Source organism: Arthrobacter sp. 05L421, from assembly GCF_056397785.1.
This window is the reverse complement of record NZ_JBFTOC010000001.1, coordinates 271,179-297,206: the sequence shown is the minus strand read 5'-3', so window position 1 is coordinate 297,206 and position 26,028 is coordinate 271,179. Positions and strand designations below refer to the sequence as shown.

Annotated in this window: 19 protein-coding genes; 15 read left to right on the top strand and 4 right to left on the bottom strand. The window is 67.3% G+C overall.

Going from position 1 to position 26,028, the window contains the following annotated elements; genetic code table 11:
* Window positions 1-65: 65 nt before the first annotated feature.
* The 3 genes from AC1DKQ_RS01295 to groL all read left to right on the top strand — a co-directional run bounded on the left by AC1DKQ_RS01295 (window position 66) and on the right by groL (window position 3,252).
* The gene (locus tag AC1DKQ_RS01295; protein WP_476882693.1) at window positions 66-515 is read left to right on the top strand and encodes a hypothetical protein; all 450 of its coding nucleotides are present in this window, start codon (window positions 66-68) and stop codon (window positions 513-515) included.
* A 749-nt stretch (window positions 516-1,264) separates the two neighbouring features.
* Window positions 1,265-1,561 (top strand): co-chaperone GroES, encoded by a 297-nt coding sequence (gene groES, locus AC1DKQ_RS01290; RefSeq protein WP_018773735.1) that lies wholly within the window; start codon window positions 1,265-1,267, stop codon window positions 1,559-1,561.
* A gap of 80 nt (window positions 1,562-1,641) precedes the next feature.
* The gene (gene groL, locus AC1DKQ_RS01285) at window positions 1,642-3,252 is read left to right on the top strand and encodes a chaperonin GroEL (protein ID WP_079550210.1); all 1,611 of its coding nucleotides are present in this window, start codon (window positions 1,642-1,644) and stop codon (window positions 3,250-3,252) included.
* Between the two features lie 233 nt (window positions 3,253-3,485).
* Here the strand turns inward: groL and AC1DKQ_RS01280 are convergent, their stop codons facing one another.
* The gene (locus tag AC1DKQ_RS01280) at window positions 3,486-4,454 is read right to left on the bottom strand and encodes a DUF389 domain-containing protein (protein WP_476917998.1); all 969 of its coding nucleotides are present in this window, start codon (window positions 4,452-4,454) and stop codon (window positions 3,486-3,488) included.
* Window positions 4,455-4,633: 179 nt separating this feature from the next.
* Here AC1DKQ_RS01280 and AC1DKQ_RS01275 point away from each other — a divergent pair, with 179 nt between their 5' ends.
* From AC1DKQ_RS01275 to AC1DKQ_RS01230, 10 genes are all read left to right on the top strand, one after another.
* Window positions 4,634-6,730, top strand: a complete 2,097-nt coding sequence (locus AC1DKQ_RS01275) for an acyltransferase family protein (protein WP_476917997.1) — start codon at window positions 4,634-4,636, stop codon at window positions 6,728-6,730.
* A 302-nt stretch (window positions 6,731-7,032) separates the two neighbouring features.
* A complete protein-coding gene (gene guaB, locus AC1DKQ_RS01270) occupies window positions 7,033-8,544 on the top strand; it encodes an IMP dehydrogenase (RefSeq protein WP_476882696.1) in 1,512 nt (503 codons plus the stop codon).
* 82 nt (window positions 8,545-8,626) lie between these two features.
* Complete coding sequence (locus AC1DKQ_RS01265; RefSeq protein ID WP_476917996.1) at window positions 8,627-10,477, top strand: ABC transporter ATP-binding protein; 1,851 nt, start codon at window positions 8,627-8,629, stop codon at window positions 10,475-10,477.
* Window positions 10,478-10,604: 127 nt separating this feature from the next.
* On the top strand, window positions 10,605-11,741 hold the full coding sequence (locus AC1DKQ_RS01260) for a GuaB3 family IMP dehydrogenase-related protein (RefSeq protein ID WP_476917995.1): 1,137 nt from the start codon (window positions 10,605-10,607) through the stop codon (window positions 11,739-11,741).
* 93 nt (window positions 11,742-11,834) lie between these two features.
* The gene (locus tag AC1DKQ_RS01255) at window positions 11,835-13,586 is read left to right on the top strand and encodes a glycerol-3-phosphate dehydrogenase/oxidase (protein ID WP_476882699.1); all 1,752 of its coding nucleotides are present in this window, start codon (window positions 11,835-11,837) and stop codon (window positions 13,584-13,586) included.
* Between the two features lie 89 nt (window positions 13,587-13,675).
* Complete coding sequence (locus AC1DKQ_RS01250) at window positions 13,676-14,164, top strand: PTS sugar transporter subunit IIA (protein WP_476917994.1); 489 nt, start codon at window positions 13,676-13,678, stop codon at window positions 14,162-14,164.
* 172 nt (window positions 14,165-14,336) lie between these two features.
* A complete protein-coding gene (locus AC1DKQ_RS01245; protein ID WP_476882701.1) occupies window positions 14,337-15,284 on the top strand; it encodes an SURF1 family protein in 948 nt (315 codons plus the stop codon).
* Window positions 15,281-15,790, top strand: coding sequence for a DUF3817 domain-containing protein (locus AC1DKQ_RS01240; RefSeq protein ID WP_476882702.1), 510 nt, complete (start codon window positions 15,281-15,283; stop codon window positions 15,788-15,790). Before AC1DKQ_RS01245 ends, AC1DKQ_RS01240 begins: the two co-directional genes overlap by 4 nt.
* Before the next feature lie 182 nt (window positions 15,791-15,972).
* Window positions 15,973-17,562, top strand: a complete 1,590-nt coding sequence (guaA, locus tag AC1DKQ_RS01235; RefSeq protein WP_476882703.1) for a glutamine-hydrolyzing GMP synthase — start codon at window positions 15,973-15,975, stop codon at window positions 17,560-17,562.
* Between the two features lie 297 nt (window positions 17,563-17,859).
* The gene (locus AC1DKQ_RS01230; RefSeq protein ID WP_476917993.1) at window positions 17,860-22,086 is read left to right on the top strand and encodes an AAA family ATPase; all 4,227 of its coding nucleotides are present in this window, start codon (window positions 17,860-17,862) and stop codon (window positions 22,084-22,086) included.
* Between the two features lie 100 nt (window positions 22,087-22,186).
* Here AC1DKQ_RS01230 and AC1DKQ_RS01225 read toward each other — a convergent pair whose 3' ends face one another.
* The 3 genes from AC1DKQ_RS01225 to AC1DKQ_RS01215 all read right to left on the bottom strand — a co-directional run bounded on the left by AC1DKQ_RS01225 (window position 22,187) and on the right by AC1DKQ_RS01215 (window position 24,294).
* Complete coding sequence (locus tag AC1DKQ_RS01225) at window positions 22,187-22,810, bottom strand: RcpC/CpaB family pilus assembly protein (protein WP_476882705.1); 624 nt, start codon at window positions 22,808-22,810, stop codon at window positions 22,187-22,189.
* Window positions 22,811-23,260: 450 nt separating this feature from the next.
* A complete protein-coding gene (locus AC1DKQ_RS01220) occupies window positions 23,261-23,515 on the bottom strand; it encodes an FmdB family zinc ribbon protein (protein ID WP_476882706.1) in 255 nt (84 codons plus the stop codon).
* A 155-nt stretch (window positions 23,516-23,670) separates the two neighbouring features.
* The gene (locus AC1DKQ_RS01215; protein WP_476917992.1) at window positions 23,671-24,294 is read right to left on the bottom strand and encodes a 5-formyltetrahydrofolate cyclo-ligase; all 624 of its coding nucleotides are present in this window, start codon (window positions 24,292-24,294) and stop codon (window positions 23,671-23,673) included.
* A 106-nt stretch (window positions 24,295-24,400) separates the two neighbouring features.
* Here AC1DKQ_RS01215 and galU point away from each other — a divergent pair, with 106 nt between their 5' ends.
* The gene (galU, locus tag AC1DKQ_RS01210) at window positions 24,401-25,318 is read left to right on the top strand and encodes a UTP--glucose-1-phosphate uridylyltransferase GalU (protein WP_476882708.1); all 918 of its coding nucleotides are present in this window, start codon (window positions 24,401-24,403) and stop codon (window positions 25,316-25,318) included.
* A gap of 5 nt (window positions 25,319-25,323) precedes the next feature.
* Window positions 25,324-25,944, top strand: a complete 621-nt coding sequence (locus tag AC1DKQ_RS01205; protein WP_476882709.1) for a GNAT family N-acetyltransferase — start codon at window positions 25,324-25,326, stop codon at window positions 25,942-25,944.
* Window positions 25,945-26,028 lie beyond the last annotated feature (84 nt).

Here is a 26,028-nt window from a genome sequence, read left to right as displayed (position 1 = left end):
GCCATCCAGCGTAGTTGAGCTCCGCGGGCACGCTGTGACCGGACCACGGGGGCTAGGCTTGACGGATGGAAGACAGCGGCGCAGGCGACAGCATCTCAGAGGACACAACCGGGCAGGACACAGCCGGGAACGACGACGCCGGGAATGACGACGCCGGGCAGGGGCGCCGCAGCCCGCAGGGGCTGGCCCGCTACGCCCGGCCGGCACTGATCGCCGGCGCTGTGATCGCCGTCGTGTGCATTGCCCTCTTGGTGATCATCTTCTTCCTCGATTCCTTCAACGCCACCGTATATTCCGTCGGCGGCAAGAACGTCCAGGACGCCACGGACGAGGCCCGGGCCATCCGGGACACCTATGCCGCCGCCCGGCTCGGCGGCATCATCGCCCTCGTCACAGGCGTCCTGCTGGCCGCCGCCGGGGCCGTGCTGATGTACCGGCACCGGAACGACGAGGGCCGGAACACGGACGAAGACGACGGCCAGGACGTGGACTTCGAAGACCTCGCAGGCCAGTAGGCGCGGGCTAGCGACGGCCACGCGGTCACGGCACAAGCCGCCACTCGGCCACGGGCCAACCGGCCAACCGGCCACGCGGTCACGGGACAACCGGCCACGCGGTCACGGGCCATGCCCTTCCCTCGGCATCCGGAGTGGACATGTCCTCCCGGGCAGCCGGCAACCGTGGGGCATGTCCATCGCTCAGCGCGAGAAGAGCGCATGATGCCCAGGTGTCCTCTCGCCGCAGCAAAGATTGGGCATGTCCTCCTGGGCAGCCCGCATCCGCTTAGCACGTCCATCGCTCAGCACCAGGAGTGAGCATGTCCTCCTGGGCAGCCCGCATCCGCTTAGCACGTCCATCGCTCAGCACCAGGAGTGAGCATGTCCTCCCGGGTAGCCCGCATCCGCTTAGCACGTCCATCGCTCAGCACCAGGAGTGAGCATGTCCTCCCGGGTAGCCCGCAACCGCTGAACATGTCCATCCCTCAGCGCGGACAGCGAGCATGGGTGCCCAAGTGTCCTCTCGCCGCAGTAAAGAATGGGCATGTCCCACCGGGTAGATGTTCACCCGGAACGAATTTCTGGCACTCGCCTTGACCGAGTGCTAACTATCTACATAGAGTCGTCATTAGCACTCTCCCTAGGAGGGTGCTAACACATGAAGCGCGTTCCGCCAGGCACGCTGCCGGCACCGCGACGACGGTCTGCGCGCCTTGGCATCAGCGCTTCATAGTCCACAAATTTGCTGACGAAAAGGAGAGGTCCGAGTGTCGGTCTCTATTAAGCCTCTTGAGGATCGTATTGTTGTCCGCCCGCTCGAAGCCGAGCAGACCACGGCTTCCGGCCTGGTTATCCCGGACTCCGCGCAGGAGAAGCCCCAGGAAGGCGAAGTTGTTGCAGTAGGCCCCGGCCGCTTCGATGACAACGGCAACCGCGTTCCCATCGATGTTGCCGTTGGCGACGTCGTCATCTACTCCAAGTACGGTGGAACCGAAGTCAAGACCGGCGGCACCGAGTACCTCGTGCTCTCCGCCCGCGACGTTCTGGCGATCGTCGTAAAGTAACTCTCTTGGACCCCGTGCAGCCGATCCTTTCGCATTGAATGGATCAGTTGCGCGGGGTTCTGTCTTGAAAGGACAAAACCATGGCAAAGCAGCTTGCGTTTAACGACGCTGCCCGCCGGTCGCTTGAAGCCGGCATCGATAAGCTCGCCAACACCGTCAAGGTCACGCTGGGCCCGCGCGGCCGCAACGTCGTACTGGACAAGAAGTGGGGCGCCCCCACGATCACCAACGACGGCGTGACCATCGCCCGCGAAGTCGAGCTGGACGACCCCTACGAGAACCTTGGCGCGCAGCTTGCCAAGGAGGTCGCCACCAAGACCAACGATGTTGCCGGCGACGGCACCACCACCGCCACCGTCCTGGCCCAGGCCCTGGTCAAGGAAGGCCTGCGCAACGTAGCGGCAGGCGCCGCACCGGGCGAGATCAAGCGCGGCATCGAGGTTTCGGTCGAGGCCGTCGCCGCCCGCCTGCTGGAGAACGCGCGCCCGGTTGAAGGCACGCAGGTTGCCAACGTTGCCGCAATCTCCGCCCAGAGCGACGAGGTCGGCGAGCTCCTGGCCGAGGCGTTCGGCAAGGTCGGCAAGGATGGTGTGATCACCATCGAGGAATCCTCCACCACGCAGACCGAGCTGGTCCTCACCGAGGGCATGCAGTTCGACAAGGGCTACCTGTCCCCGTACTTCGTCACCGACGCGGAACGCCAGGAAGCCGTCCTCGAGGACGCCCTGATCCTGATCAACCAGGGCAAGATCTCCTCGGTGCAGGATTTCCTGCCGCTGCTGGAAAAGGCGCTGCAGAGCTCCAAGCCGCTCTTCATCATCGCCGAAGACGTCGAGGGCGAGGCCCTCTCCACGCTCATCGTCAACCGCATCCGCGGCACGCTGAACGTCGTCGCCGTCAAGGCCCCGGGCTTCGGTGACCGCCGCAAGGCCATGCTCCAGGACATCGCGACCCTCACGGGTGCGCAGGTTGTCTCCGCGGAGCTGGGCCTGAGCCTGGACACCGTTGGCCTCGAGGTGCTTGGCACCGCACGCCGCATCACGGTCACCAAGGACAACACCACGATCGTCGACGGCGCCGGTTCGGCCGAAGACGTCGCTGCCCGCGTTGCCCAGCTGCGCGCCGAGCTGACCCGGACCGATTCGGACTGGGACAAGGAAAAGCTGCAGGAACGCCTGGCCAAGCTGGCCGGCGGCATCGGCGTGATCAAGGTTGGCGCTGCCACCGAGGTTGAGCTGAAGGAAAAGAAGCACCGCATCGAGGACGCTGTGTCCTCGACCCGCGCTGCCCTCGAAGAAGGCATCGTGGCAGGCGGCGGTTCCGCCCTCATCCACGCGTTGAAGGCGCTCGACGAGGACGCAGCCGTCCAGGCCCTCGAAGGTGACGCGGCTGCGGCCGTCGGCATCGTCCGCCGCGCCCTGACCCAGCCGCTGCGCTGGATCGCGCAGAACGCCGGCTTCGACGGCTATGTCGTGGTCGCCAAGGTGGCCGAATCCGCGGTGAACCAGGGCTTCAACGCCAAGTCCGGCGAATACGAAGACCTGATCGCCGCCGGTGTGATCGACCCCGTCAAGGTGACGCGTGCGGCCCTGCGCAACGCGGCATCCATCGCGGCGCTGGTCCTCACCACGGAAACCCTCGTGGTCGAGAAGCCGGCTGACGAAGACGAGCACGCAGGGCACAAGCACTAGCCTCTGCACACACAAAGGACGGTCCGGCATCATGCCGGGCCGTCCTTTTTGTCTGCCACTTTGTCTGCCACGCTACGTTTCTGCCGGGCCGGCTCTGCTGCGCGTCTGCAGGGTTCGCCTGCAAAATCGCCCGGATTCCGGCGCGAAGACCCCGACATTCCTGTCGTCCTTGGTTCCCGCGGGCCCTAGGGGACGGCCCCGCGGGCCCCAGCGGGCGGCCAAACGCCCGGCCGTCAGCGCCGGGAACGGTCCGCCCTGCGCCGCAGCCGCAGTGCGGCGTCCGGCGACAGCCGCTTGGTCACCAGCCGGTAGAAAATGAGAACCCCGACGGCGGCCACCACGATTCCCAGCAGGTTCAGGAACAGCTGCAGGGCGGAGCCGGCGGCCTTCTGGTACTCGCCCAGGACCAGGGCCACGGCCACGAATCCCGCCGCCGGCACTGTGGTGACCGAGATGAACACCCCGATTAGCGCCGCCGAGCGACGGCTGATGACCGACAGCATTCCGGCTATGCCGGCAAGGATGGCGACGATCAGGGAGTACGGGCCCGGATGGTATATGAATTCAACCGCTGAACCGCGGTTGAGCGCGTCACTGGGAAACAGCCCGAGCGGCACGGACAGCCACGCCGCCAGGGCGGCAGCCAGCATCGCGACGGGAAAGCCGACGCCGAGTGCCACGGCCGCGTCGCGTCCGAGCCGCCGCTCGCGCCGGACCAGGGCCACGGCCAGCGCAGCCAGGGGGCCGAACTCTGGGCCCACGGCCATGGCGCCGACGATCGCAATGGTGGAGTCGGTCACGATGCCGATGGCCGCCAGCTGGGTCGCCAGGACCAGGAAGGCCAGAAAACTCCACGTCAGGCGCGAATCTTCGCCGGTCTGCCGCGTCACCTCGTCCCAGATCACGGCGTCCGCGCCCTCACCCGGCGCCTCCGCCTCCGCCCGGTCGGCCCGGTCCGAGAGCACCAGGTCCGGTTCTAGGACCGAAATTGATCCGCGCTGCTGGACATCGAGGACGTGGAGCTTCTCCACGAGCCCCTCCACTGATTCGCGCGCCAGCAGGACCTGGATAACGTCGCCGGGGGGCAGGACGGAAGCACCCTTGGCCAGCGCGACTTCCGAGACTCCGACGTGACGTGTAGTACTTTCGACAACAACTCCGGTCAACTCTCCCGGGACACAAATGCGCAGCTGCACGATCACTTGGCGGCCTCCTCAGACTCGTCCCAGCCTAGCTTCCGCGCCGCGCCAGACGCCGCCGGCCGGGCGCGTGGAGGCTCCCTGCCAGGGCTTCCGGGGTACCCGCGGGGCGCCGGTGATTGGCCAAGAAAATTACGTTTCGGTAACATTGGTGTTTTGGAAACTGGCCGGAAGGGTTATCTGTGTCGAGCGAGCGAACCATCGCCACCCCACCAAGGGCGGACGCAGGTTCTCCGGCGAGCCGAAAATCAAGCTACCGCCCCGAAGTCCAGGGCCTGCGCGCCCTCGCGGTCCTCATGGTGGTCACGTACCACGTGTGGCTGGGGCGAGTTTCCGGCGGCGTAGACATCTTCCTTCTCATTTCGGCATTCCTGATGACGCTCAGCTTCACGCGGAAGGTCGAAAGCGGCGCGCCGCTCCGGCTGCTGAGCCACTGGCTGCATCTGCTTAAGCGCCTTCTGCCGGCCGTCGTCGTGGTGATCCTCGGCGTCCTCGCCGGCACTTGGGCCATCCTGCCGCAAAGCCGCTGGCCCGACGTCCTTGAGCAGGCCTGGGCCTCCCTGCTGTACCGGCAGAACTGGCTCCTGGCTGACAGTGCCGTGGACTACTACGCCCAGGACCATTCGGGCGCGAGCCCGCTCCAGCACTTCTGGTCACTCTCGATCCAGGGCCAGGTGTTCGTGCTCTGGCCGCTCGTCTTCGCCGGCACGGCCCTTCTTTCCCGGCTGCTCAAGCGCCTGCTCCGCCGCGGGACCGGCCAGGACCATGCGTTGCTGCGCTACCGGTCCCTGCTGGCCGTGGCCTTCGGCGCCGTCTTGGCCGTGTCTCTCGCGTACTCGATTCAGCAGACCACAACGAACCAGGCACACGCCTACTTCGACACCGGCGCCCGGCTCTGGGAGTTCGCCCTCGGCTCGCTCCTGGCCCTCGCCCTGCCGTACCTGAAGCCGGGCAAGATCCTGCGCGTCGTACTGGGCTGGGCAGGGCTGGTGGCCATGCTCTCCTGCGGACTGCTGCTGACCGTGGACCGTTCTTTCCCCGGGTTCATCGCGCTGTGGCCCACGCTGGCGGCCGCCGCGATCATCACCGCCGGCCAAAGCGGCAGCCGGTTCGGCGTCGACCGCTTCCTGACGTGGAAACCACTGGTGGCGCTGGGGGACAACTCCTATGCGCTTTACCTCTGGCACTGGCCGCTGCTGGTCCTGGCCCTCGCCGGGGCGGGCATCACGGCGCCAAACCTGTTCCAGGGGCTGTGCATCGTTGCCGTGTCCGTCGTTCTGGCCGTGCTCACCACCCGCTTCGTCGAGAAGCCGCTGCGTGAGTGGCACTGGCCCAAGCTCCGCGCCTGGCGGACCGCCGTCGTGATTGCCGCCTGTGGTGCCTTGCTGGCCGGTCCCGTCGCCGTGTGGCAGAGCCAGCTCGTCGCCGACGAGGCCGAGGCGGCATCCCAGCCCAAGGAACTGACCCCCGGTGCGGCCGCCCTGGCACCGGAAAACGCCGGCAAACCCACGCCAGAGGCGAAAACCATCCCCGCGCCGGCCGCGATGAAGAACGAATGGGCGGACATCGACGGGCTGTGCACGGACGGTAACGTCGCCAGCGACCCCTTGCTGCAGGGCTGCCTGCAGAACAACAAGCCGGAGAAGGTCACCAAGCGGATCGTGGTGCTCGGCGACTCCCATGCCCAGCAGTACATGGCGGCCCTTGGCCCCATCGCGAAGAGCCACGGCTGGGAAGTGGTCACCCTCCTGAAGGGCAACTGCCGCTTCGGTGGGGAGTCCGCGGAGCGGGACGCGGACTGCAACGCCTTCAACAGGGCCAGCACGCAGTACGTCCTGGACCACCGGCCCGACGCCGTTTTCACGGTTGCGTCCCTGACCCACAAGGAAGCGCCGTTCGAGACGGAAGTGCCGCAGTACCTGGAGGGCATCAAACCCTTCACCGACGCCGGCATGGACGTGGTGGGCATCCGCGATAACCCCCGCTTTAACATCAACATGCCCGAGTGCGTTCAGAAGAACGGCGAGGACGCGGCGGAATGCAACGTACCTCAGCAGGAATCGCTCGCGGGGTCCTCGCCGCTCGACGCGTACCGCGGCCAGGTGCCCAGGCTGGCCTTGATGGACATGAGCGACTTCATTTGCGCCAACGGAACCTGCCCCGCGGTGGTCGGCAACGTGTACGTCTACAAGGACGACAATCACCTGACCAAGACCTATGTCCAGACCATGATCCCCATGTTCGAGAAGCGGCTGCTCGCCGCCACCGGCTGGAAGTAGGCCGGGCGAGCCGGCCGCGCCCGTTGACCTGCGCCCCCGTTGACCTGCCCGGGCCGGCCCGCAGTGCCGAAGCAGTGCGGGGGAGCCGTGCGGCATGGTACTGCTCACATTGAAGCCGCACATTACTGCCCCGGAATATGGCTATCGCCGCCAAGGTTCTACTATTTATTGAGGACTTCTGCACGACCTGTTGCATGACCTTCTGCATAACCTTCTGCACAGACCAGACCCGTAATGACGGGCTGGTCATCTGTTGCAACCCCTACCCGTGAACCCCGTAACCCAAGGTAAGAGGCGCACTCATGACCCAGCCCGAACACAATCCCTTCGGCTTCATCGGCCTGACGTACGACGACGTCCTGCTCCTGCCCGGCCACACCGACGTGATCCCCTCGGAGGCGGACACGTCCTCCCGGATCTCCAAGCGCATCACGGTCCAGACCCCGCTGCTCTCGGCCGCGATGGACACTGTCACGGAGTCCCGGATGGCCATCGCCATGGCCCGCCAGGGCGGCCTCGGCGTCGTGCACCGCAACCTCTCCATCGCCGACCAGGCCGACCAGGTGGACCGGGTCAAGCGCAGCGAATCCGGCATGATCACCAACCCGCTGACCATCGGCCCCGAGGCCACCCTGGCCGAGCTGGACGAGATCTGCGCACGCTACCGCGTCTCCGGTCTCCCCGTGGTGGACGAGGGCAACCGGCTGCTGGGCATCGTCACCAACCGCGACACCCGCTTCGTGCCCGAGTCTGACTTCCCGCTCCGGCTGGTCAGCGACGTCATGACCAAGATGCCGCTCGTCACCGGACACGTCGGCATCAGCCGCGAGGAAGCCTCGCACAAGCTGGCCACGAACAAGATCGAGAAGCTCCCGCTCGTGGACGAACAGGGCCGGCTCAAGGGCCTGATCACCACCAAGGACTTCACCAAGGCAGAGCAGTACCCGCTCGCCACCAAGGACGACGAAGGCCGCCTGCGCGTCGGCGCGGCGATCGGCTTCTTCGGCGACGGCTGGGAACGCGCCATGACGCTCATCGACGCCGGCGTGGATGCCCTGTTCGTGGACACCGCCAACGGCCACTCCCAGGGCGTGCTGGAGATGATCCGCCGGCTCAAGTCCGATCCCGTCGCGGCGCACGTGGACATCATCGGCGGCCAGGCCGCCACCCGTGAGGGGGCCCAGGCACTGATCGACGCCGGTGCCGACGGCATCAAGGTCGGGGTGGGTCCCGGGTCCATCTGCACCACCCGCGTGGTGGCCGGCGTCGGCGTCCCGCAGATCACGGCCATCTACGAGTCGGCGAAAGCCGCCATCCCGGCCGGCGTCCCGCTGATCGCCGACGGCGGCCTGCAGTACTCCGGTGACATCGGCAAGGCGCTGGTCGCCGGCGCCGACACCGTGATGCTCGGCTCGCTCCTGGCCGGTTGCGACGAATCCCCGGGCGACCTGATTTTCGTCAACGGCAAGCAGTTCAAGAGCTACCGCGGCATGGGCTCCCTTGGCGCCATGCAGACCCGCGGCAAGAACACCTCCTATTCCAAGGACCGCTACTTCCAAGCCGACGTCTCCGGCGATGACAAACTCATCCCGGAAGGCATCGAGGGCCGGGTGGCGTACCGCGGTCCGTTGTCGTCCGTGGCGTACCAGCTGGTCGGCGGCCTCCGCCAGACCATGTTCTACACCGGCGCCCCGACCGTGGCCGAGCTGAAGGCGCGCGGCAAGTTCGTCCGCATCACCGCGGCCGGGCTCAAGGAATCGCACCCGCACGACATCCAGATGACGGTCGAAGCCCCGAACTACGGGTCGCGCTAAACCGCCGGAACTTCAGCGAACAGGCCGTGGGGGATTCTCCTCACGGCCTGTTCGTGTCTGCGCCCGGAACTAGGCTGGAGGCATGTCCGAACTCCCGCCGGCACGTGCGCCCAAACGCAAGCTCGCGCTCAAGCCCTACGCCCAAGCCGTGGCGCAGGTGCTGCGGGTGAGCTTCCGGGCCTCACCCGCCGCCGTCATCATGAAGGTCCTCGGTTCGCTGATCTCGGCACTGCTGCCGCTGGTCACAACGTACTTCGCCGCATTGACCACCACGGCGCTGGCCGCCGCCTACGCGGGCGACGCCGCCGCCGGTGCCCAGGCGATCGTCTACGTCATCATCACTGCGGCACTCGGGCTCTTCTGGGGTTCGTTCAGCAGCGTGGACCGCTACATCCAGCAGCTCATGAGCTTCCGGGTCGGCGCGATCGTCGGGGATCTCATGTACGAGCGCTTCCTGACCCTGGACTTCTGGCGCTACGACGACAAAGAGACCGTGGACCTGTACGACCGGGCGAAGCGTTTCTCCGATTCCTATGCCCGCGTCCTGGACCGGATCGCCGCCATCTTCACCCAGCTCGTTTCCGTGCTCCTGGCCATCGGCGCGCTGCTGCTGGTCAGTTGGTGGATCGCCGTGATCGTCCTGGTCGCGATCGTGCCCAGCGTCTACCTCCAGTTCAAGCTCTCCCGCGAACAAATCGCGCACTGGAACACCCAGGTCGATTCCCGCAGGCAACGCAGGATGATCGAAACCAACCTGCTGCGCCCGCAGCACATCGCCGAGATGCGGCTCTACGGGATCGTCGGCCACCTGATGGGGCTGCGCTCCACTCTGCGGGACGCCGACGAAAAGCGCCGGCTGGACTTCCAGAAGCGCTACATTCCCAGACAGCTCGCGGCCGATGCCCTGCAGTACGGCGCCGAGGTGGTCTCCCTGATCTGGGTGGTGGGCCAGATCATCGCCCACGCGCAGCCGGTGGGGCAGTTCCTGTACGTCCAGCAGATTGTCAGCCGCGCCCTGTCCACCGCCAACAACCTCGTCTCCTCGCTCAGTTCGATCGACGAGGACCTGGCAAACCTCAAGGACTACGAGCTCTTCATGGCGCTGCCCGTGCAGTCCGGCCACGCCCCGCCCCTGCTGCAGGCGCCCAAAACGGTGGAACTGCGGGACATCCGCTTCACCTACACCGGCAGCGAACTGGAAGTGATCCGCGGCATTTCGATGACCATCAGGCAGGGCCAGCACATCGCGATCGTGGGGGAGAACGGCGCCGGCAAGTCCACCCTGATCCGCATCCTGGCCGGGCTGTACCGGCCCGATTCCGGGCAGGTGATGCTCGACGGCGTCGACCTCGCCGCCGTCGACGTCACGTCCTGGCACCGGCACCTTGCGGTGCTCAGCCAGGAATTCCTCAAGTACGAGTTCGCCACCGCTGCGGAGAACATCTTCTTCGGCGACGTCGATTCGCCCCTCGACAACGGACGGGTCCGCCGCTCCGCCGCGGATGCCGAAGCGCTCGAATTCATCAACAAGCTGCCCAACGGCCTGGACAACCACGTCAGCAACTGGATGGAGGACCCGCGCGGCCGGAAGGGCTCCGGGCTTTCCGGCGGGCAGTGGCAGCGCCTGGCCATGGCCCGGAACTTCTACCGCAACGCCACCTTCATGGTGATGGACGAACCGACGTCGGCCATCGACGCGCTGGCCGAACACCGGATCTTCACGCGGCTCTTCGCGGACCGCAGCAGCACCATCATCGCCATCAGCCACCGGCTCGCCACCATCGAGAAGGCTGACGTGGTCTACATGCTCGAGGACGGCCGCATCGTCGAACAAGGCACCCACAAGGAACTCGTGGCGCTCCGCGGGCGCTACTTCCGGATGTTCGAGTCCCAGCTGACGGTCCCGGATGCCGAGAACGTCAGCGGCGAGTGAGGCGGCGCCCCGATGCCCGGGACCCGGCAACGCGTCCAACGGAAATCCAGCGCTGTCCGTACCGCCCCAGCATTACGCCGCAGTACGCCGAAGCGGCGCCCCGCGTCCGCTGGGATAACCTAGAGCAGTGACTTACGAGATTGAGATTGGCCGAGGCAAGCGTGGGCGTCGTGCCTACTCCCTGGATGACATTGCGATCGTCCCCAACCGGCGCACCCGTGACCCCAAGGACGTCTCCGTCTCCTGGCAGATCGATGCCTACAAGTTCGACATGCCCGTCATCGCGGCGCCGATGGATTCGGCCATGTCGCCGGAAACCGTCATCGCCCTGGGCCGCCTCGGCGGACTCGGCGTGCTCGACCTCGAAGGCCTGTGGACCAGGTACGAGAACCCGCAGTCCGTGCTGGACGAGATCGGGGGCCTCACGGACGAGACCAACAGCCCCGCCGTCACCCGGCGCATGCAGGAGCTCTACCAGGCGCCGATCCAGCCCGAGCTGATCACCTCGCGCCTCGCCGAGATCCGCGCCGCCGGCGTTACGGTGGCCGGCTCACTGACCCCGCAGCGCACGCAGGAACACTACAAGACCGTGCTGGCCGCCGGCGTCGACATCTTCGTCATCCGCGGAACCACGGTCTCGGCCGAGCACGTCTCCAAGGACCACGAGCCGCTGAACCTCAAGCAGTTCATCTACGAACTCGACGTCCCCGTGATCGTCGGCGGAGCGGCCGGCTACACCCCGGCCCTGCACCTGATGCGCACCGGTGCCGCCGGCGTGCTGGTCGGCTTCGGCGGCGGAGCGACCACCACCACCCGCCGCGCCCTGGGCATCCACTCGCCGATGGCCTCCGCCATCTCCGACGTCGCGGCCGCCCGCCGCGACTACATGGACGAGTCCGGCGGACGCTACGTCCATGTGATCGCCGACGGCGGGATGGGATCCTCCGGTGACATCGTCAAGGCCATCGCCATGGGCGCCGACGCCGTGATGCTGGGCAGCGCTCTGGCCCGCGCCGACGAAGCCCCCGGCAAGGGCTGGCACTGGGGCCAGGAAGCCCACCACCTCGAACTGCCCCGCGGCGACAGGGTCAACGTCGGAACGGTGGGCCCGCTCGAAGAAGTCCTGTTCGGACCCGGCCACCACACCAACGGCACCTCCAACCTCATCGGAGCGCTGCGCCGTTCGATGGCCACCACCGGCTACTCGGACCTGAAGGAATTCCAGCGCGTCGACGTCGTCGTCTCGCCCTACGCCGGCAACTGAACCCCACGCTGGCGGTTGTTTGACCCTGCCCATCCGGGATACTTGGACGTAGTCTGGTGCCCTAACGAGGTTTGACCCGGATGGAGGCGTGACATGAACAGTTTTCCCGGCGGTTCTGCCGTGGCCGGAGGTGCCCTTGGACCTGCGGAACGCGAGGCTTCAATCACGGTGCTCAGGGGTAGCACCGCCCCCGGTAAAGAGCTCGACATCCTGATCGTGGGCGGAGGCATTGTGGGCGCCGGCGCCGCCCTCGACGCCGTCACCCGCGGGCTCAGCGTCGGCATCGTCGAGGCCAATGACTGGGCCGCGGGGACTTCGTCTCGTTCCTCGAAGCTCATCCACGGTGGCCTCCGGTACCTCGAAATGCTCGACTTCGCGCTGGTCAAAGAGGCGCTCCACGAACGCGGTCTCATTCTCTCCGTGCTGGCACCGCACCTGGCCCGGCCGGTCCCGTTCCTGTACCCGCTCCACAAGAAGTTCGTGGAACGGCCGTACATCGGCGCCGGAATCGCCCTCTACGACGCGATGTCCATCACCGGCGGGCACAGCCGCGGCGTCCCCTTCCACAAACACCTGACCCGGCGCGGAACCCTGCGCGCCGCCCCCAGCCTCAAGGACGACGCCTTCGTCGGCTCCATCCGCTACTACGACGGGCAAGTAGACGACGCCAAGTACGTCGCCAACCTCGTGCGGACCGCTGCGCACTACGGCGCCCATGCGGTCAACCAGATGTCGGTTGTCGACTTCGTGCGCGAAGGCGAGCGCGTGGTCGGCGCCAAGGTGGTCAATCACGAGGACGGCTCCAGCTTCAAAATCCGGGCCAAGCAGGTCATCAACGCCACCGGAGTCTGGACCGACGAAACCCAGGCGATGGTGACGGACCGCGGGCAGCTCAAGGTGCGGGCCTCCAAGGGCATCCACCTCGTGGTGCCCCGCGACCGGATCCAGTCCACGGTGGGGCTGATCCTGCGTACCGAGAAGTCCGTCCTGTTCGTGATCCCTTGGGGCAGGCACTGGATCATCGGAACCACGGACACCGACTGGCACCTCGATAAGGCCCACCCCGCGGCCTCCAGCAAGGACATCGACTACCTGCTGGAGCACGTCAACAAGGTCCTCAAGCGCCCGCTGACCCGAGAGGACGTCGAGGGCGTCTACGCGGGACTGCGTCCACTGCTTGCCGGGGAAAGCGATTCCACCGCGAAGCTGTCCCGGGAACACGTGGTGGCCCACCCCGTACCGGGCCTCGTGGTGGTGGCAGGCGGTAAATGGACCACCTACCGGGTCATGGCCAAGGATGCGGTCGACGAGGCAACGCGCAGCATGGACGAGCGCGTCCCGCCCAGCTGCACGGAGTCCGTCCCGCTGTTGGGGGCGAGCGGTTTCAAGGCCGCGTGGAACCAGCGGAACCGGATGGCCGAGGAGACCGGCGTCCACGTGGCCAGGATCGAACACCTGCTCAACCGTTACGGTGCCATGACGCCTGAGGTGCTGGCCCTCATCGCCGGCAACCCGGAACTCGCCGAGCCGCTGCCGGGCGCGGACGACTACCTGGCCGCCGAAGCCGTTTACGCGGCCACGCACGAGGGCGCCCGCCATGTCCAGGACGTCCTGACCCGCCGCACGCGGATTTCGATCGAGGCGTGGGACCGCGGTGTGTCCGCCGCCCCGGTAGTCGCTAAACTGATCGGAGACGTTCTCGGCTGGAGTGATGCGCAGCGTGAGGGCGAGATCAAGCACTATCTGGCCCGGGTTGATGCCGAGCGCCTGAGCCAGCAGCAGCCGGACGACGAATCCGCCGACGCCGCACGGCTAGGCGTGGAGGACATCGTGCCCCTGCGCTGAGACGCAGCGCCGGCCGGCAGTGCAGATTACAACGCTAGTCATTGGACTGCCGGCCGGCGTGCACTGGCGCCACTTCGAAGGGACATCTCTTGGCGGAACCACTGGACCGGTACGACGCCGAGCTCACCACACCCGACATGGTGATCCTCGAAATGGATGCCTCGGACAAGCTCGACGCCACATCCCAGCTCGCAGAACGCATGCACGCGGCCGGACGAATTTCCGATCTGGAGGGTTTCCTCAAACAGGTCAACGCCAGGGAGCACCAGCTCGCCACCGGCCTGCCCGGGGGTGTTGGCCTGCCGCACGCCCGGAGCGAGCTGGTCTCCCAGACCTCCATCGCGGTCGGCATCACCAAGTACGGCAGGGCGCTCGACTTCGGCGCAGCGGACGGGCCGGCCACAGTGATTCTGCTCATCGCCACCCCGGCAAGCTCCTTCTCCGATCACCTCGAAGTGCTCGCGACACTGGCACGCTCGCTGTCGAAGGAGTCCTTCCGCGAGTCGCTCCGCCGCGCCTACGACGCCGAAGTTATCGCCGAACTCATCAACTCCAGCCTGGTGTTCTTCGACCACTAAAGATTGGGGCAGGCGACTCCGTCGCCACGCAGGGACCCGGCTGCCCCACTCTAGGGGCAGGCCCTTTCGTGTCGACTCCGTCGCCACGCAGGGACCCGGCTGCCCCACTCCAGGTAGGCCCATCAGGAGGCCCGTTTCGCTGTTCTACACAGGGACGAAGTACGGTTAAGGGGTGCTGAAAACTGCCCTCAAACCCCGCTGGATCGCAGGACTCGTGTTCGCGATCGCCATTTCCGGGGTCTTTGTGCTGCTCAGCCAGTGGCAGTTTGGCCGTTCGACGCAGGCGGAAGCCCCGGTCTCCACCACCACGGAGGAGACGCGCCAGCTCACCGCGGTCCTGCAGCCGGGCGGATTCTTCCCCGGCTCGGTGGCTGATCAGATGGTCTCCGCCACCGGCACCTACGACCCCCAGAAGCAGGTCCTGGTCCCGGGCCGGCTCAACGACGGGGCGAAGGGCTACTGGATCGTCTCCGCCTTCGCGGTCAAGAATGCCCCGGCGCTGTTGGGCGGCGGGGCAACGCCGCAGACCTGGATTCCGGTCGCGCGCGGCTGGGTGGCGGATCCCGCCGACGCGGTGGCGCCGCCGTCGGGCACCATCGAACTGACAGGACGGCTATTGCCCTCCGAGTCCCCGCTGCCGAACACCGATCCCGGGCCCGGCCGTGCCACCGCCGTCTCGGTCGCCGAGCTCATCAATGACTGGAACGTCAGCAGCTACCCGGGCTTCGTCGCCGCGAGCACCGAACTGTCCGGCGGCACCGACGTCGGGCCCTCCGCTGCCGGCGGCGACGTCAAGCCGCTCCGGATCGGCCCGCAGCCGCCCGCGCAGCAGCTCAACTGGCTGAACCTCTTCTATTCCGTGGAATGGGTGGTCTTTGCCGGCTTCGCGTTGTTCATCTGGTGGCGGCTGGTCAAGGACGACTACCGCCGGGACCTCGAAGACGAGCTCGACGAGGAACTGGGCGGGGACGAGCCCCACGCCGGACCCCACCCGGCCGAACCTCATCCAGCAGAACCCGATCCAGCCCAGCAGCCCACGGCCGAACCCCATAACGCCGAACAGGCCACCGACCCGCATCCCACAGCCCCCCACCCCACAAACCCGAGAGTGCAATCATGATCGAGCCCCAGCCCGCCATCCAGCCGCAGACAACCAACGGCACGGGGAAGGCCGGCAAGAAGCGCCGCTTTGGCGGCACCGAGGCCCAAATCCGGTCCGCCCTGAAGTTCTACAAGGTGCTCGCCTACCTGACCGGCACCATGCTGCTGCTGCTCTGCGCCGAACTGATCGCCCGGTACGGCTTCGGGCAGTACCTCTTCGCCGGCGGCACCAACGCCATCACCGGCCAGCCGTTCGGCCTCGGATTCGCCGACGCCGAGCCTGCCGGGGTGATCGGGGGCGTCAACCTCTCCATCACGGTCCTAATCGTGCACGGCTGGATGTACGTTGTTTACCTGATTTCCAACTTCCGGCTGTGGTCGCTCATGCGCTGGCCGTTCACCAAGCTGGTGGTGATGGCCCTGGGCGGCGTCGTGCCGTTCCTGTCCTTCTTCGTCGAGAAGAAATTCCACGCAGAGGTCGAGGCCGAACTCGCGGCGAACCCGCAGGCACCGCAGCGGTACTAGGCCCGGTACTGAACGCCGGCGGTACTGACCGCCTGTGATTCTGAACCCCGGCGGTTCTGGAGGGGCCACGACGCCGGTAGCCGCCGTCGGACGTGTGAGTTCGCTTACCTCCGCCCGTGATTCGGGGCCCGCGCCGGCTTCTCAATGTGCGGGCGGGCAGCGGTGCAAAGTAGGCTAGTGGGGTGACTACTCCCTCTGCACCCCAGACGTCCCACAGGCCCGTACTGGTTGTTGACTACGGTGCCCAGTACGCGCAGCTGATTGCCCGCCGCGTCCGGGAAGCGAATGTGTATTCGGAAGTGGTTCCGCATACGTACAGCACCGAGCAGCTGCTGGCCAAGAACCCCTCCGCGATCATCCTTTCGGGCGGCCCCTCGAGCGTCTACGCCGACGGCGCCCCCCGCGTCGGCGCCGACCTCTTCGAGGCCGGTGTCCCGGTCTTCGGCATCTGCTACGGCTTCCAGGCTATGGCCAACGCCCTGGGCGGCAAGGTGGCCCAGACGGGGCTCCGTGAATACGGCGCCACCGAGACCACCACCCTGGGCGAGGGCCGGTCCATCCTGGCCGGCATGCCCCAGCACCAGAGCACCTGGATGAGCCACGGCGACTCCGTCCATGAGGCCCCCGAGGGCTTTGAGGTCCTCGCGACGACGGCCGGCGCCGACGTCGCCGCGTTCGCCAATGAGGACAAGCGCCTCTACGGCGTCCAGTGGCACCCCGAGGTCAAGCACTCGGCCTACGGCCAGCAGGTCCTGGAAAACTTCCTCTTCAAGGGCGCCGGGCTGGAACCGAACTGGACCACCGGCAACATTCTGGAAGAACAGGTCCAGCGCATCCGCGACCAGATCGGCGACTCCCGGGTCATCTGCGGCCTGTCCGGCGGCGTCGACTCGGCAGTGGCCGCCGCCCTGGTCCAGCGCGCAGTCGGCGACCAGCTGACCTGCGTCTTCGTGGACCACGGGCTGCTGCGCGAGGGTGAAGCCGAACAAGTCGAACGCGACTTCGTGGCCGCCACCGGCGTCAAGCTCTACGTGGCCAACGAGCAGGAGCGCTTCCTGAGCGCCCTCGCCGGCGTCAGCGATCCCGAGACCAAGCGCAAGATCATCGGCCGCGAATTCATCCGCGCCTTCGAGGAAGCCGAACTGGCGATCATCGCCGAGGCAGCGGCGCACGGCGACAAGATCAAGTTCCTCGTCCAGGGCACCCTGTACCCCGACGTCGTCGAATCCGGCGGCGGCGAAGGTGCGGCCAACATCAAGAGCCACCACAACGTGGGCGGGCTCCCCGAGGACCTGCAGTTTGAACTCGTTGAGCCGCTGCGCGCCCTGTTCAAGGACGAGGTCCGCGCGGTCGGTGCCCAGCTTGGCCTGCCGCAGGAAATCGTCGGACGCCAGCCCTTCCCCGGCCCGGGCCTCGGCATCCGGATCGTCGGCGATGTCACCCAGGAACGCCTGGACTTGCTCCGCAAGGCCGACGCGATCGCCCGCGCCGAACTGACCGCCGCCGGACTGGATGACGAAGTGTGGCAGATGCCCGTGGTGCTGCTGGCGGACGTCCGCAGCGTCGGCGTCCAAGGCGACGGCCGCACCTACGGACACCCGATTGTCCTGCGCCCCGTGTCCTCCGAGGACGCCATGACCGCCGACTGGTCGCGGCTGCCCTACGATCTCCTGGCCCGGATTTCCAACCGGATCACCAACGAGGTGGACGGCGTCAACCGCGTGGTGCTGGATGTGACCAGCAAGCCGCCGGGAACCATCGAGTGGGAATAGCAATGTGAATGGCCGGCCTTTCGAGGCCGGCCTTTTCATTTTTGTTCCTGACAATTCAAGCCGAATTTCGCGCCGCCCAGTGTTGCGGCGCCTCACGTGCGGGGGATTCGGGCTACCCTCGAAAGCATGCCGGTATGGTCCAAGGCGTCCCGCGCGAGCCAGACAACCGCGAGCACACAAAACGCGGCCAGGGAAAGCGCGAACGCAACACAGACGAGCGTTCATACGCCGAACGCGCCAGAGTCGAGCCCGCCACGGTCCGGCACAGAGAAGTCGAGCACAGAAAAGAAGGCAGCAGTGTCAGTTGGTCAAGGCCACCCCGAGGGCTCCGAGGAGTTCAGGAAATGGCTGTCGGGGCTCAAGCCCGTCACCGGAGCAGATACCATGCTGCGCTTCACCAAGACGCCCGAAGGCTCGATCGACCTCACCCATGCCCATCCGTCAGGGCTCGCCCAGCTGATGGCAGGCCGGCGAACCCGGCTCTCCACCCTGATCCGCGACCGCCAGCAGTACGTCGTCGCGGCCAGGGCATCGCGCAACCTGCGCTCCAAGATCTTCGAACTCGCCAATGACCGCGGCATCGACGCGGGCTATTTCTCGGCCGGCACCGTCGTCTGGACCTCCGCTGTGGGGGGCAAGCCGCAACGGATCTCTGCCCCGGTCATGCTCACCGCCATTTCCCTCACGGTGCGCCCCGGTGAGGACGACTACGAACTGCAACTCACCGAACAGGCGCAGATAAACCCGGCGCTGGTCCGGCACCTCAAATCAGTTCACGGGATCGTCTTTGACGTCAACGCGGTCACGCGGATGGCGTACAGCACGGCCCGTTATGATCCCCAGCCCGTTCTGGACCGCCTGGGCACCCTGGTCCAGCCGATCCACGGCGCGGAGATCGAGCACAATCTGCTCGTCTCCACCTTTTCCGATCTCTCCGGCAACCTCGATGATCCGTGGATCAACCAGAACAACCCCATTGTCACCGCGCTGGCACGGTCCGGTTCCGGCGAACGGGTCGATGTGCCCGTGCTGGTGCCCGGCCGCTTCCCCAGCACGGATGAGCGGGACCCCGCCGAGGAGCTCTTGCTGCTCGACGCCGACACGGACCAGCAGTATGTCATCGACGCCGTCCGCGCCGGCGACTCGCTGGTGGTCAGCAGCCCTCCCGGCACCGGCCAGACCCAGACGGTCATTAACACCCTCGGCGCCCTCGTGGACGAGGGCAAATCCGTCCTGGTGGTGGGGGACAGGCGGGCCAGCCTCGCCGAGATCTCCGCACAGCTCGATGGTCTTGGCCTGGATTCCGTGCTCCTACAGCTGACCGGCAACGCCAACCCGCTGCAGCTCAAGGGCCAGCTGGTCCGGGCGATCGTCCGCAACGAGAAGTCGCTCCAGCCGCAGCTGAGCAACTTGCACGCCACACTGACCGGGCACCGCCACGCCCTGATGGAGCATGTCGCCTCCCTGCACAACGTCCGGGCGCGCTGGGGCTGTTCGCCGTACGAGGCCATGCAGTCGCTGGCAGAGCTGACTTCCATCCAGCCGGCGCCGGCGACGACGGTCCGGCTCAAGCGCAGCGTGCTGGACAACATCCGCGACCGCGAGGAGCTCGCCGGCCGGCTCCGCCGCGCTGCCGAGCTCGGCAGCTTCAGCCGCGCGTCGACCACCAGTCCCTGGCACGGCGCGCGCCTGCTCACGCGCAAGGAGACGCAGGAAGCGCAGAACGTCGCCCAGTCCGTGGCAGAGAAACTGCCCTTGCTCCGCGGCCGCATGGACGCCGTTTCGGAACACGCAGAGATCCGGCTCGGCGGGACCTTCGCCGAATGGGGCGAACAGATCGAACTGCTCGTGGCCGTCCGCGAGAGCCTGGACAAGTTCACTCCCGACATCTTTGACCGGCCCGTCCATGATTTGATCTCCGCCACGGCGTCCTCCAGTTGGCGCAGGGAACGCGGGATCGAGATGCCGTCCATGCAGCGCTCACGCCTGCGCCGGGTGGCCAAGGAGTACGTCCGGCCCGGTGTGCACATCGCGGACCTGCACAGTTCCCTGATCCTCGTGCAGGAGCAGCGCGCCGCCTGGTCCGGGTACGCCACCACGCAGCGGCACCCGGCGGTGCCGTCGGGGCTGGCCGAAATCTCGGGCCTGTACCGGGAACTCGCTGCGGAACTGGCCGAACTCGGCCAGGCGGTCAAGCACACCCCCGCCGGCGGCGACCTGGACCGCGCGCCGTACGACGAACTTCTGCCCCGGGTGCGGCGGCTCGTCGCCGACACCGCGACACTGGAAACCCTGCCGGAGCGCACCCTTCTTGTCGAGAGCATGCGTGAGCACGGCCTCGGCGAGCTCCTCGCTGACCTTGCCGAGCGCGAGGTTCCGGAGCGATCGGTGACCGCCGAGCTGGAGCTGGCCTGGTGGCAGTCGGCCCTGGAAGCCATGATCAGCGGCGATGACTATCTCGCCATGTCAGACGGCGACGCCCTGCGCCAGCTTGAGGCCGAATACCGGCTCGCCGACAACGCCCACATCGCCAGCGGCGCTGCCCGGCTGCGATGGAACCTGTCCGAACGCTGGCGTACGGCAATCGCGGCGTACCCCCGCCAGGCCGAGTTGTTGCGCAGCCTGCTCAAGGACGGCCGGGTGACCCTGGCAGCCCTGAGCGGCCAGGCGCAGGAACTGCTGCCCACCCTCGTGCCGGTATGGTCTGTAAGCCCCTACCTCCTGACGGGCCTCCTGCCGATCGAGCAGACCTTCGACGCCGTAGTGATCCTGGACGCGGAGACGACCTCGCTGCAGGCAGTCCTCCCGGCCATCGCCCGCTCCCGGCAGGTCATCGCCTTCGGCGACGAACAGATCGCCAGCCCCCGGACCTTTACGGTGGGCGTCGAACGGCTCGCGGCGGGGGAGAGCTCCTACCAAAGCGTTGAGAGCTCGTACCGGGCGCTGTCCGCCGTGCTTCCGGTCAGGAACCTGCGGACTGTCTACCGTGCGGTCGATGAAGATCTGGTCCGCCAGCTCAGCAAGAGTTATTACGGCGGGGAACTTACCAGGCTTCCTGAAGGACAATCCGCCACGGGCCTGGACCGTACCCTCAGCGTGGAGTATCTCCCCGACGGCACGGGGCTGCCCAGCGCCGACCACGACGGCGTTGAATCGGTTGTTGCCGAGGTCAACCGCGCGGTGGAACTCGTCTTCGAACACGCCCGACTCCGGCCCCGGACCTCGCTGGCCGTGGTGACCGGCAGCCTTCGCCACGCCGCCCGGATTGGCGAGGCCATCAGGGCACAGCTGCCCAACTACCCCATGCTCGGCAGCTTCTTCACAGCGGGGGACGAGTCCTTCCGCGTGGTGGATCTGGAACGGGCCCAGGGCCTGGTCCGTGACCACGTCATCTTTTCCCCGGGCTACGGCCGCACCCCGCATGGGCGCACCCTCCACAGCCTCGGGCCGCTCTCCACTGAGGGGGGCCGCGCCAAATTCGCACTGGCCATGACCCGTGCCCGCCGGTCCCTGCACGTGCTCAGTTGCTTCCGCCCCGAAGACCTCGATGTCAGCCGCCTCAGCCACGGCGCCGTGGACTTCTACGAACTGCTGGACCGTGAGATCGCTGGCAATACTGATCTAGGCAGCCCCGCCTCCCGGGCCGCGGCCAGCGAGGAGGCGCTCGGCGCCGATCCGCTGGTAGCCGACCTGGGCGACCGGCTGCGCGCACGCGGGGCACGGGTGTGGCACCAATACGACGGCGTCCTGAACATGGTGGCGGCGGCCGATCCCATGACGACGATCGGCCAGGATGATGCGGAGATTCCCCGTCCGGTGGCGATCGAGTCGGATGGCACCGGCCAGTACCGGCGGATGAGCGTCCGGGAACGGAGCCGACTCCGGCCCCAGCTCCTGGAACGGCTTGGCTGGCGCTACATGCCACTGTGGACCATAGAGGTCTTCACCGACCCCTCGGCCTGCGCCGATCGGATTGGCGGTTACCTCGGGTTGGAGAAGCCTCCCATTCCCAGCCGGCTCCGGACACCGCACGGGTTCTTTGACGACGACATCGAGCACCTGGCGATTGACCAGGCGCGGGCCGCGGAATACCACGTGGCGGCCGAACCCGCGGGACGGGTAGTCCGGGGCTCCGAAGCTGCGGGCCAGGAATCGCGCCGGCAGGAGCCAGCACCAGGAATGACAGGCAATACAGGCATTAAGGAGGCCGGCGACATGAGTGCGGACGGCGACATCCAAGGCAAAACCAACAACACCAGCAACACCGGCCCTGGCGAGGGCGACGCGACCGGCGGCGCTGAGCCCAGGACCGCTGAGCCGAAGGCCGGCGAGTTGGCGGGAGACGGGCCGGACCAGGAAGCAGCCACGGAGGCTTCCCGCCGTTCGGAGGCACAGGCCGCCGTCCCCGAAGGCGTGCTGCCGAACAAGGCGGCGGAAGACGACCCCCGGCGCTGGGGCGACCAACCTGACAATTACGATCATGACGCGTGGCTCCAAGAGCAGAAGCCACCGCACTGGGGTTGACGTTGGTAGCGGGCACCGCCGAGCCCGCGGGTAGCGTTGCAGGCCGCGACCGGCGGCGCGGACTGCCCGGGCTTCAGGCCGGCGGACGACTGCCCGGGCGCTAGCCCGGCGCGGCCGCAACAAGTACGAAGAACAGCTTGCCTTGGGTTGATGCCCCCGCCAGTCTTCGGGCCTGGTCGGCCGCCGCTGCTACTACCACCAGCCCGTCAGTCTCCGCGGTGGCGGGCCACGGCCCTGACTTACCGCCCGGCACTGACGTCCAGAGCACCGGAACGGCTTCGGCCAGGATTTGGCTTTCGCCGGCTCGGTCAAGGCCGTTGCCGCCGGTGAGCACCACGTTCACGAGCTGCCCGGGGGAGACCAGCTGGACGGAGGCCGGATCCGCCATCCTGAGCGGCACGGCCGCAGAGCCGGGCGGGCTTCCCGCGAGCAGGCCCGGGCCCAGGATCTGGGCGTCGGTGAGAAGCTGGCCCCGGCGCAGCGGTGCGGCCAGCTGTTTTCCCTCGAACGCGGCCTCGGTGCCGGGGTTGCCGGCAGGCACGAGGCCCGGCGGCACGCTGACGCTGCTGACATCGCCGGGCACCAGGGTCTTCCCGGCGGGAAGGTCTGCCGCTGCGGCGAAAGCAATGACGGTGTCAGCGGGCGCGGGGGTGAGCTGCTGAACCGTCAGGCCCGCGGGGATGCAGAACAGGAGGGCCGCGATAAGCCGCCGGTTCCGCTTCAACCGGGCGCGCAAACGGTGCTGCGCGGGGCGGCCGCGGGGCGGCCGCTGACCGGGGGGATCCGTGCGCGGGTTCCGGCCCCGGAACGGCCGGCCAGCGGCGGACATGGTGGCGGCATGAAAGTTGGCGGGGCGGAACACCGCGCGGGCCCAGCGGCCGGAGCCCTCCACAGGCATTGGGCGGGCGGGTAGGGACGAAACCCAGGACAAAGGCGGGTACGACGTCCACAACGAAGACGGGGAAACCGCGGTGAGTGCAGGAGCCATGCCGCCACGCTACGGAGCCGCACGCATCGGCGGGAGCCACTGAACCGCCTATGTGGACAACGGCCAGCAGGCCCAAGGATTACGCTGACTCAGCCGGCCGCGGCCCACCTGGCGGGCCGGGTACTGGCGGGCCGGGTACTGGCGGGCCGGCGTCGAAGGGGCAGCCCGAAACCGGCAGATTCCCTGCTAGCCCGCGGCGGCGGGTGCAGGCGCGGGGGTGGCCGCCGGAGCTGCAGGAGCCGGGGAAACGGTGCTGCCCTTGGCGGCGCGTGAATCGGTCCGGTAGAAGCCGGAGCCCTTGAACACTACGCCGACGCTGTTGAACTTCTTGCGCAGCGTGCCCTGGCACTCGGGGCAGGACGTCAGGGAGTTGTCGCTGAACGACTGCACGATCTCGAAGGCGTGGCTGCAGTCCTTGCAGGCGTATGCATACGTGGGCAATGGAAATCCTCACTCTGGGGCAAACGAGCAGGTCCCGTGCTGCCGGACCGGAATCACTGCCGATATGCCTATCGACCGGTTCCGCCCTTAGCAGTCGCAGGGCCTGAGTGCTAATTCTATCACCTTGGCACGACCCCATATCTGCCCGGGCGGCATCAGCCGAGCCGGATGATCCCGCCCGGGGTCAGGGCCGCTTCGACCTTCCGGTCGAACGACTCGGCGGGAATGCTGCCCGCCGGCAGCACCTCCGTGTCATAGACGACGGCGGCAGTCGGCAGCGCCGCTGCCTCGGACGCGTCGCCGGACGCTGGGGACAGGGTGGCCAGGGCGGCAAGGAACTTGTCGTAGTAGCCGCCGCCTTGTCCGATCCGGTTGCCCGAGAAATCCACGGCGGTGGCCGGGATGATGATTGCGGTGGCGTCGCGCATTACCTCGGTGCCGTGGCGCTGCCCGACGGGCTCCTGGATGGGCGCGTACCGGCTGCGGACAAAACCGGACTTTGGAGTCCAGTACACCCAGCTGAGCTCGATTTCGGGTTCGCAAACCGGCAGCAGCACCCGGTGCCCGGCATCGGTCAGGGCAGTCAGCAGCGGCAGTGTGGGAGGTTCGGCGCCCACGCCGAGGTACGCCGCAAATATGCCCTGGCGGCCGCGGGCCAGTCCGGAGGCCCACTGGAGCCCATGGCGTGCGATGCCGGCCGCGGCGGCATCTTGTGCGGCCAGCGGCAGTGCGGAACGCACCGCCCTGTGGCTGGAGCGTATTTCCTCTTTTGACGCCATACTGGCCCGTCCTCTTGCCTCGTGCGGCCGCGACCCGCCGGGGAGGGCGGCCGGGCGGTTCGTATGATAATTACGCAATGATTGGTCCCTCCGTTAGATTAGTCGAGTGAATACACCCAACGCTTCCGTCCGTAAGGCCGTCATCCCCGCCGCGGGCCTTGGTACCAGGTTTCTTCCGGCGACGAAGGCCATGCCCAAGGAAATGCTGCCTGTCGTTGACAAACCGGCCATCCAGTACGTCGTTGAGGAGGCCGTGAATGTCGGCCTGAACGACATCCTGATGATCACTGGCCGCAACAAGCGGGCGTTGGAGGACCACTTCGACCGCGTTCCGGCGCTGGAGGCCACCCTCGAGGCGAAGGGCGACACTGCGAAGCTTGAGTCCATCCAGGCCGCCAGCAACCTCGGTGACATCCACTACGTCCGCCAGGGCGATCCCATGGGCCTCGGCCACGCCGTCCTCCGGGCCAAGCAGCACGTCGGGCAGGAGCCGTTCGCCGTCCTCCTGGGCGATGACCTCATCGACGCCCGCGATGAGCTGCTCAGCACCATGATCGAGGTCCAGGCCAAGACGGGCGGGTCAGTGGTCGCTTTGATCGAGGTGGATCCGTCCCAGATCAGCGCCTATGGCTGCGCCGACGTCGAGGCGATCGGCGGTGAGGACTACGTCCGCATCAATCAGTTGGTGGAGAAGCCCGACGTCGAGGACGCCCCGTCCAACCTCGCCGTGATTGGCCGCTATGTGCTGCACCCGGCCGTCTTTGAAGTCCTAGAACGGACCGCGCCCGGCCGTGGCGGAGAAATCCAGCTGACGGACGCGCTGCAGGAACTATCCGCCGGCACCGGCGAGGGCTACGGCGTGTACGGCGTTGTGTTCCGCGGCCGCCGCTACGACACCGGCGACAAGCTCAGCTACCTCAAGGCCTGCGTCCAGCTCGCCTGCGACAGTGAGGACCTCGGTCCGGGTCTGCGCGAATGGCTGCCCGGCTTCGCCTCCAGCCTGGCCCCCAGCCTCACAAAGTAATTCCCGTGGGGGGCAGCTTTACCTGGCCGGCGACTCTGGAGAGTGGCGACATCGTGTTGCGCCCGATCCGGTACCGGGACCGCAAGGAGTGGACTGCACTCCGGTCCCGTAACTGCGAATGGCTGGCCCCCTGGGAGGCGTCAAACCCCGCCCCCGGCGGCGGCCTGCCCGACTACCGGCAGATGGTGCGCTCGCTCAAGGCCCAGGCCGCACAGGCCACTGCCCTGCCCTTCGTGATCGCTGAATGGACGCCCGGCCACCAGGCCCCCGTGATCGTGGGGCAGCTGACGGTCTCCTCCATCGTGTGGGGATCGGCCATGATGGCGACCCTGGGCTATTGGGTCGACAAGGAGCGGGCCGGCCGGGGGATTGCCCCGACCGCCGTGGCCATGGCAACGGATTATTGCTTTGGCACCCTTGGCCTGCACCGCATGGAGATCAACATCAGGCCGGAGAACGCGCCCAGCCTGCGGGTGGTGGAGAAACTCGGCTTTCGTGACGAGGGATTCCGGCCCAGGTACTTGCACATCAACGGCGAATGGGCGGACCACCGTACCTTCGCGCTCACAGCTGAGGAAGTGCCGGAAGGCCTCCTCGCACGGTGGCTGAGGACCCACCAGGGCTGAACCTGTGATGGCCGCCTGACCAGCCACGACGCCCCGACGCGTGCCAATGGCCGCCCCGCGCGCGACACACCTCTGACAATGCGG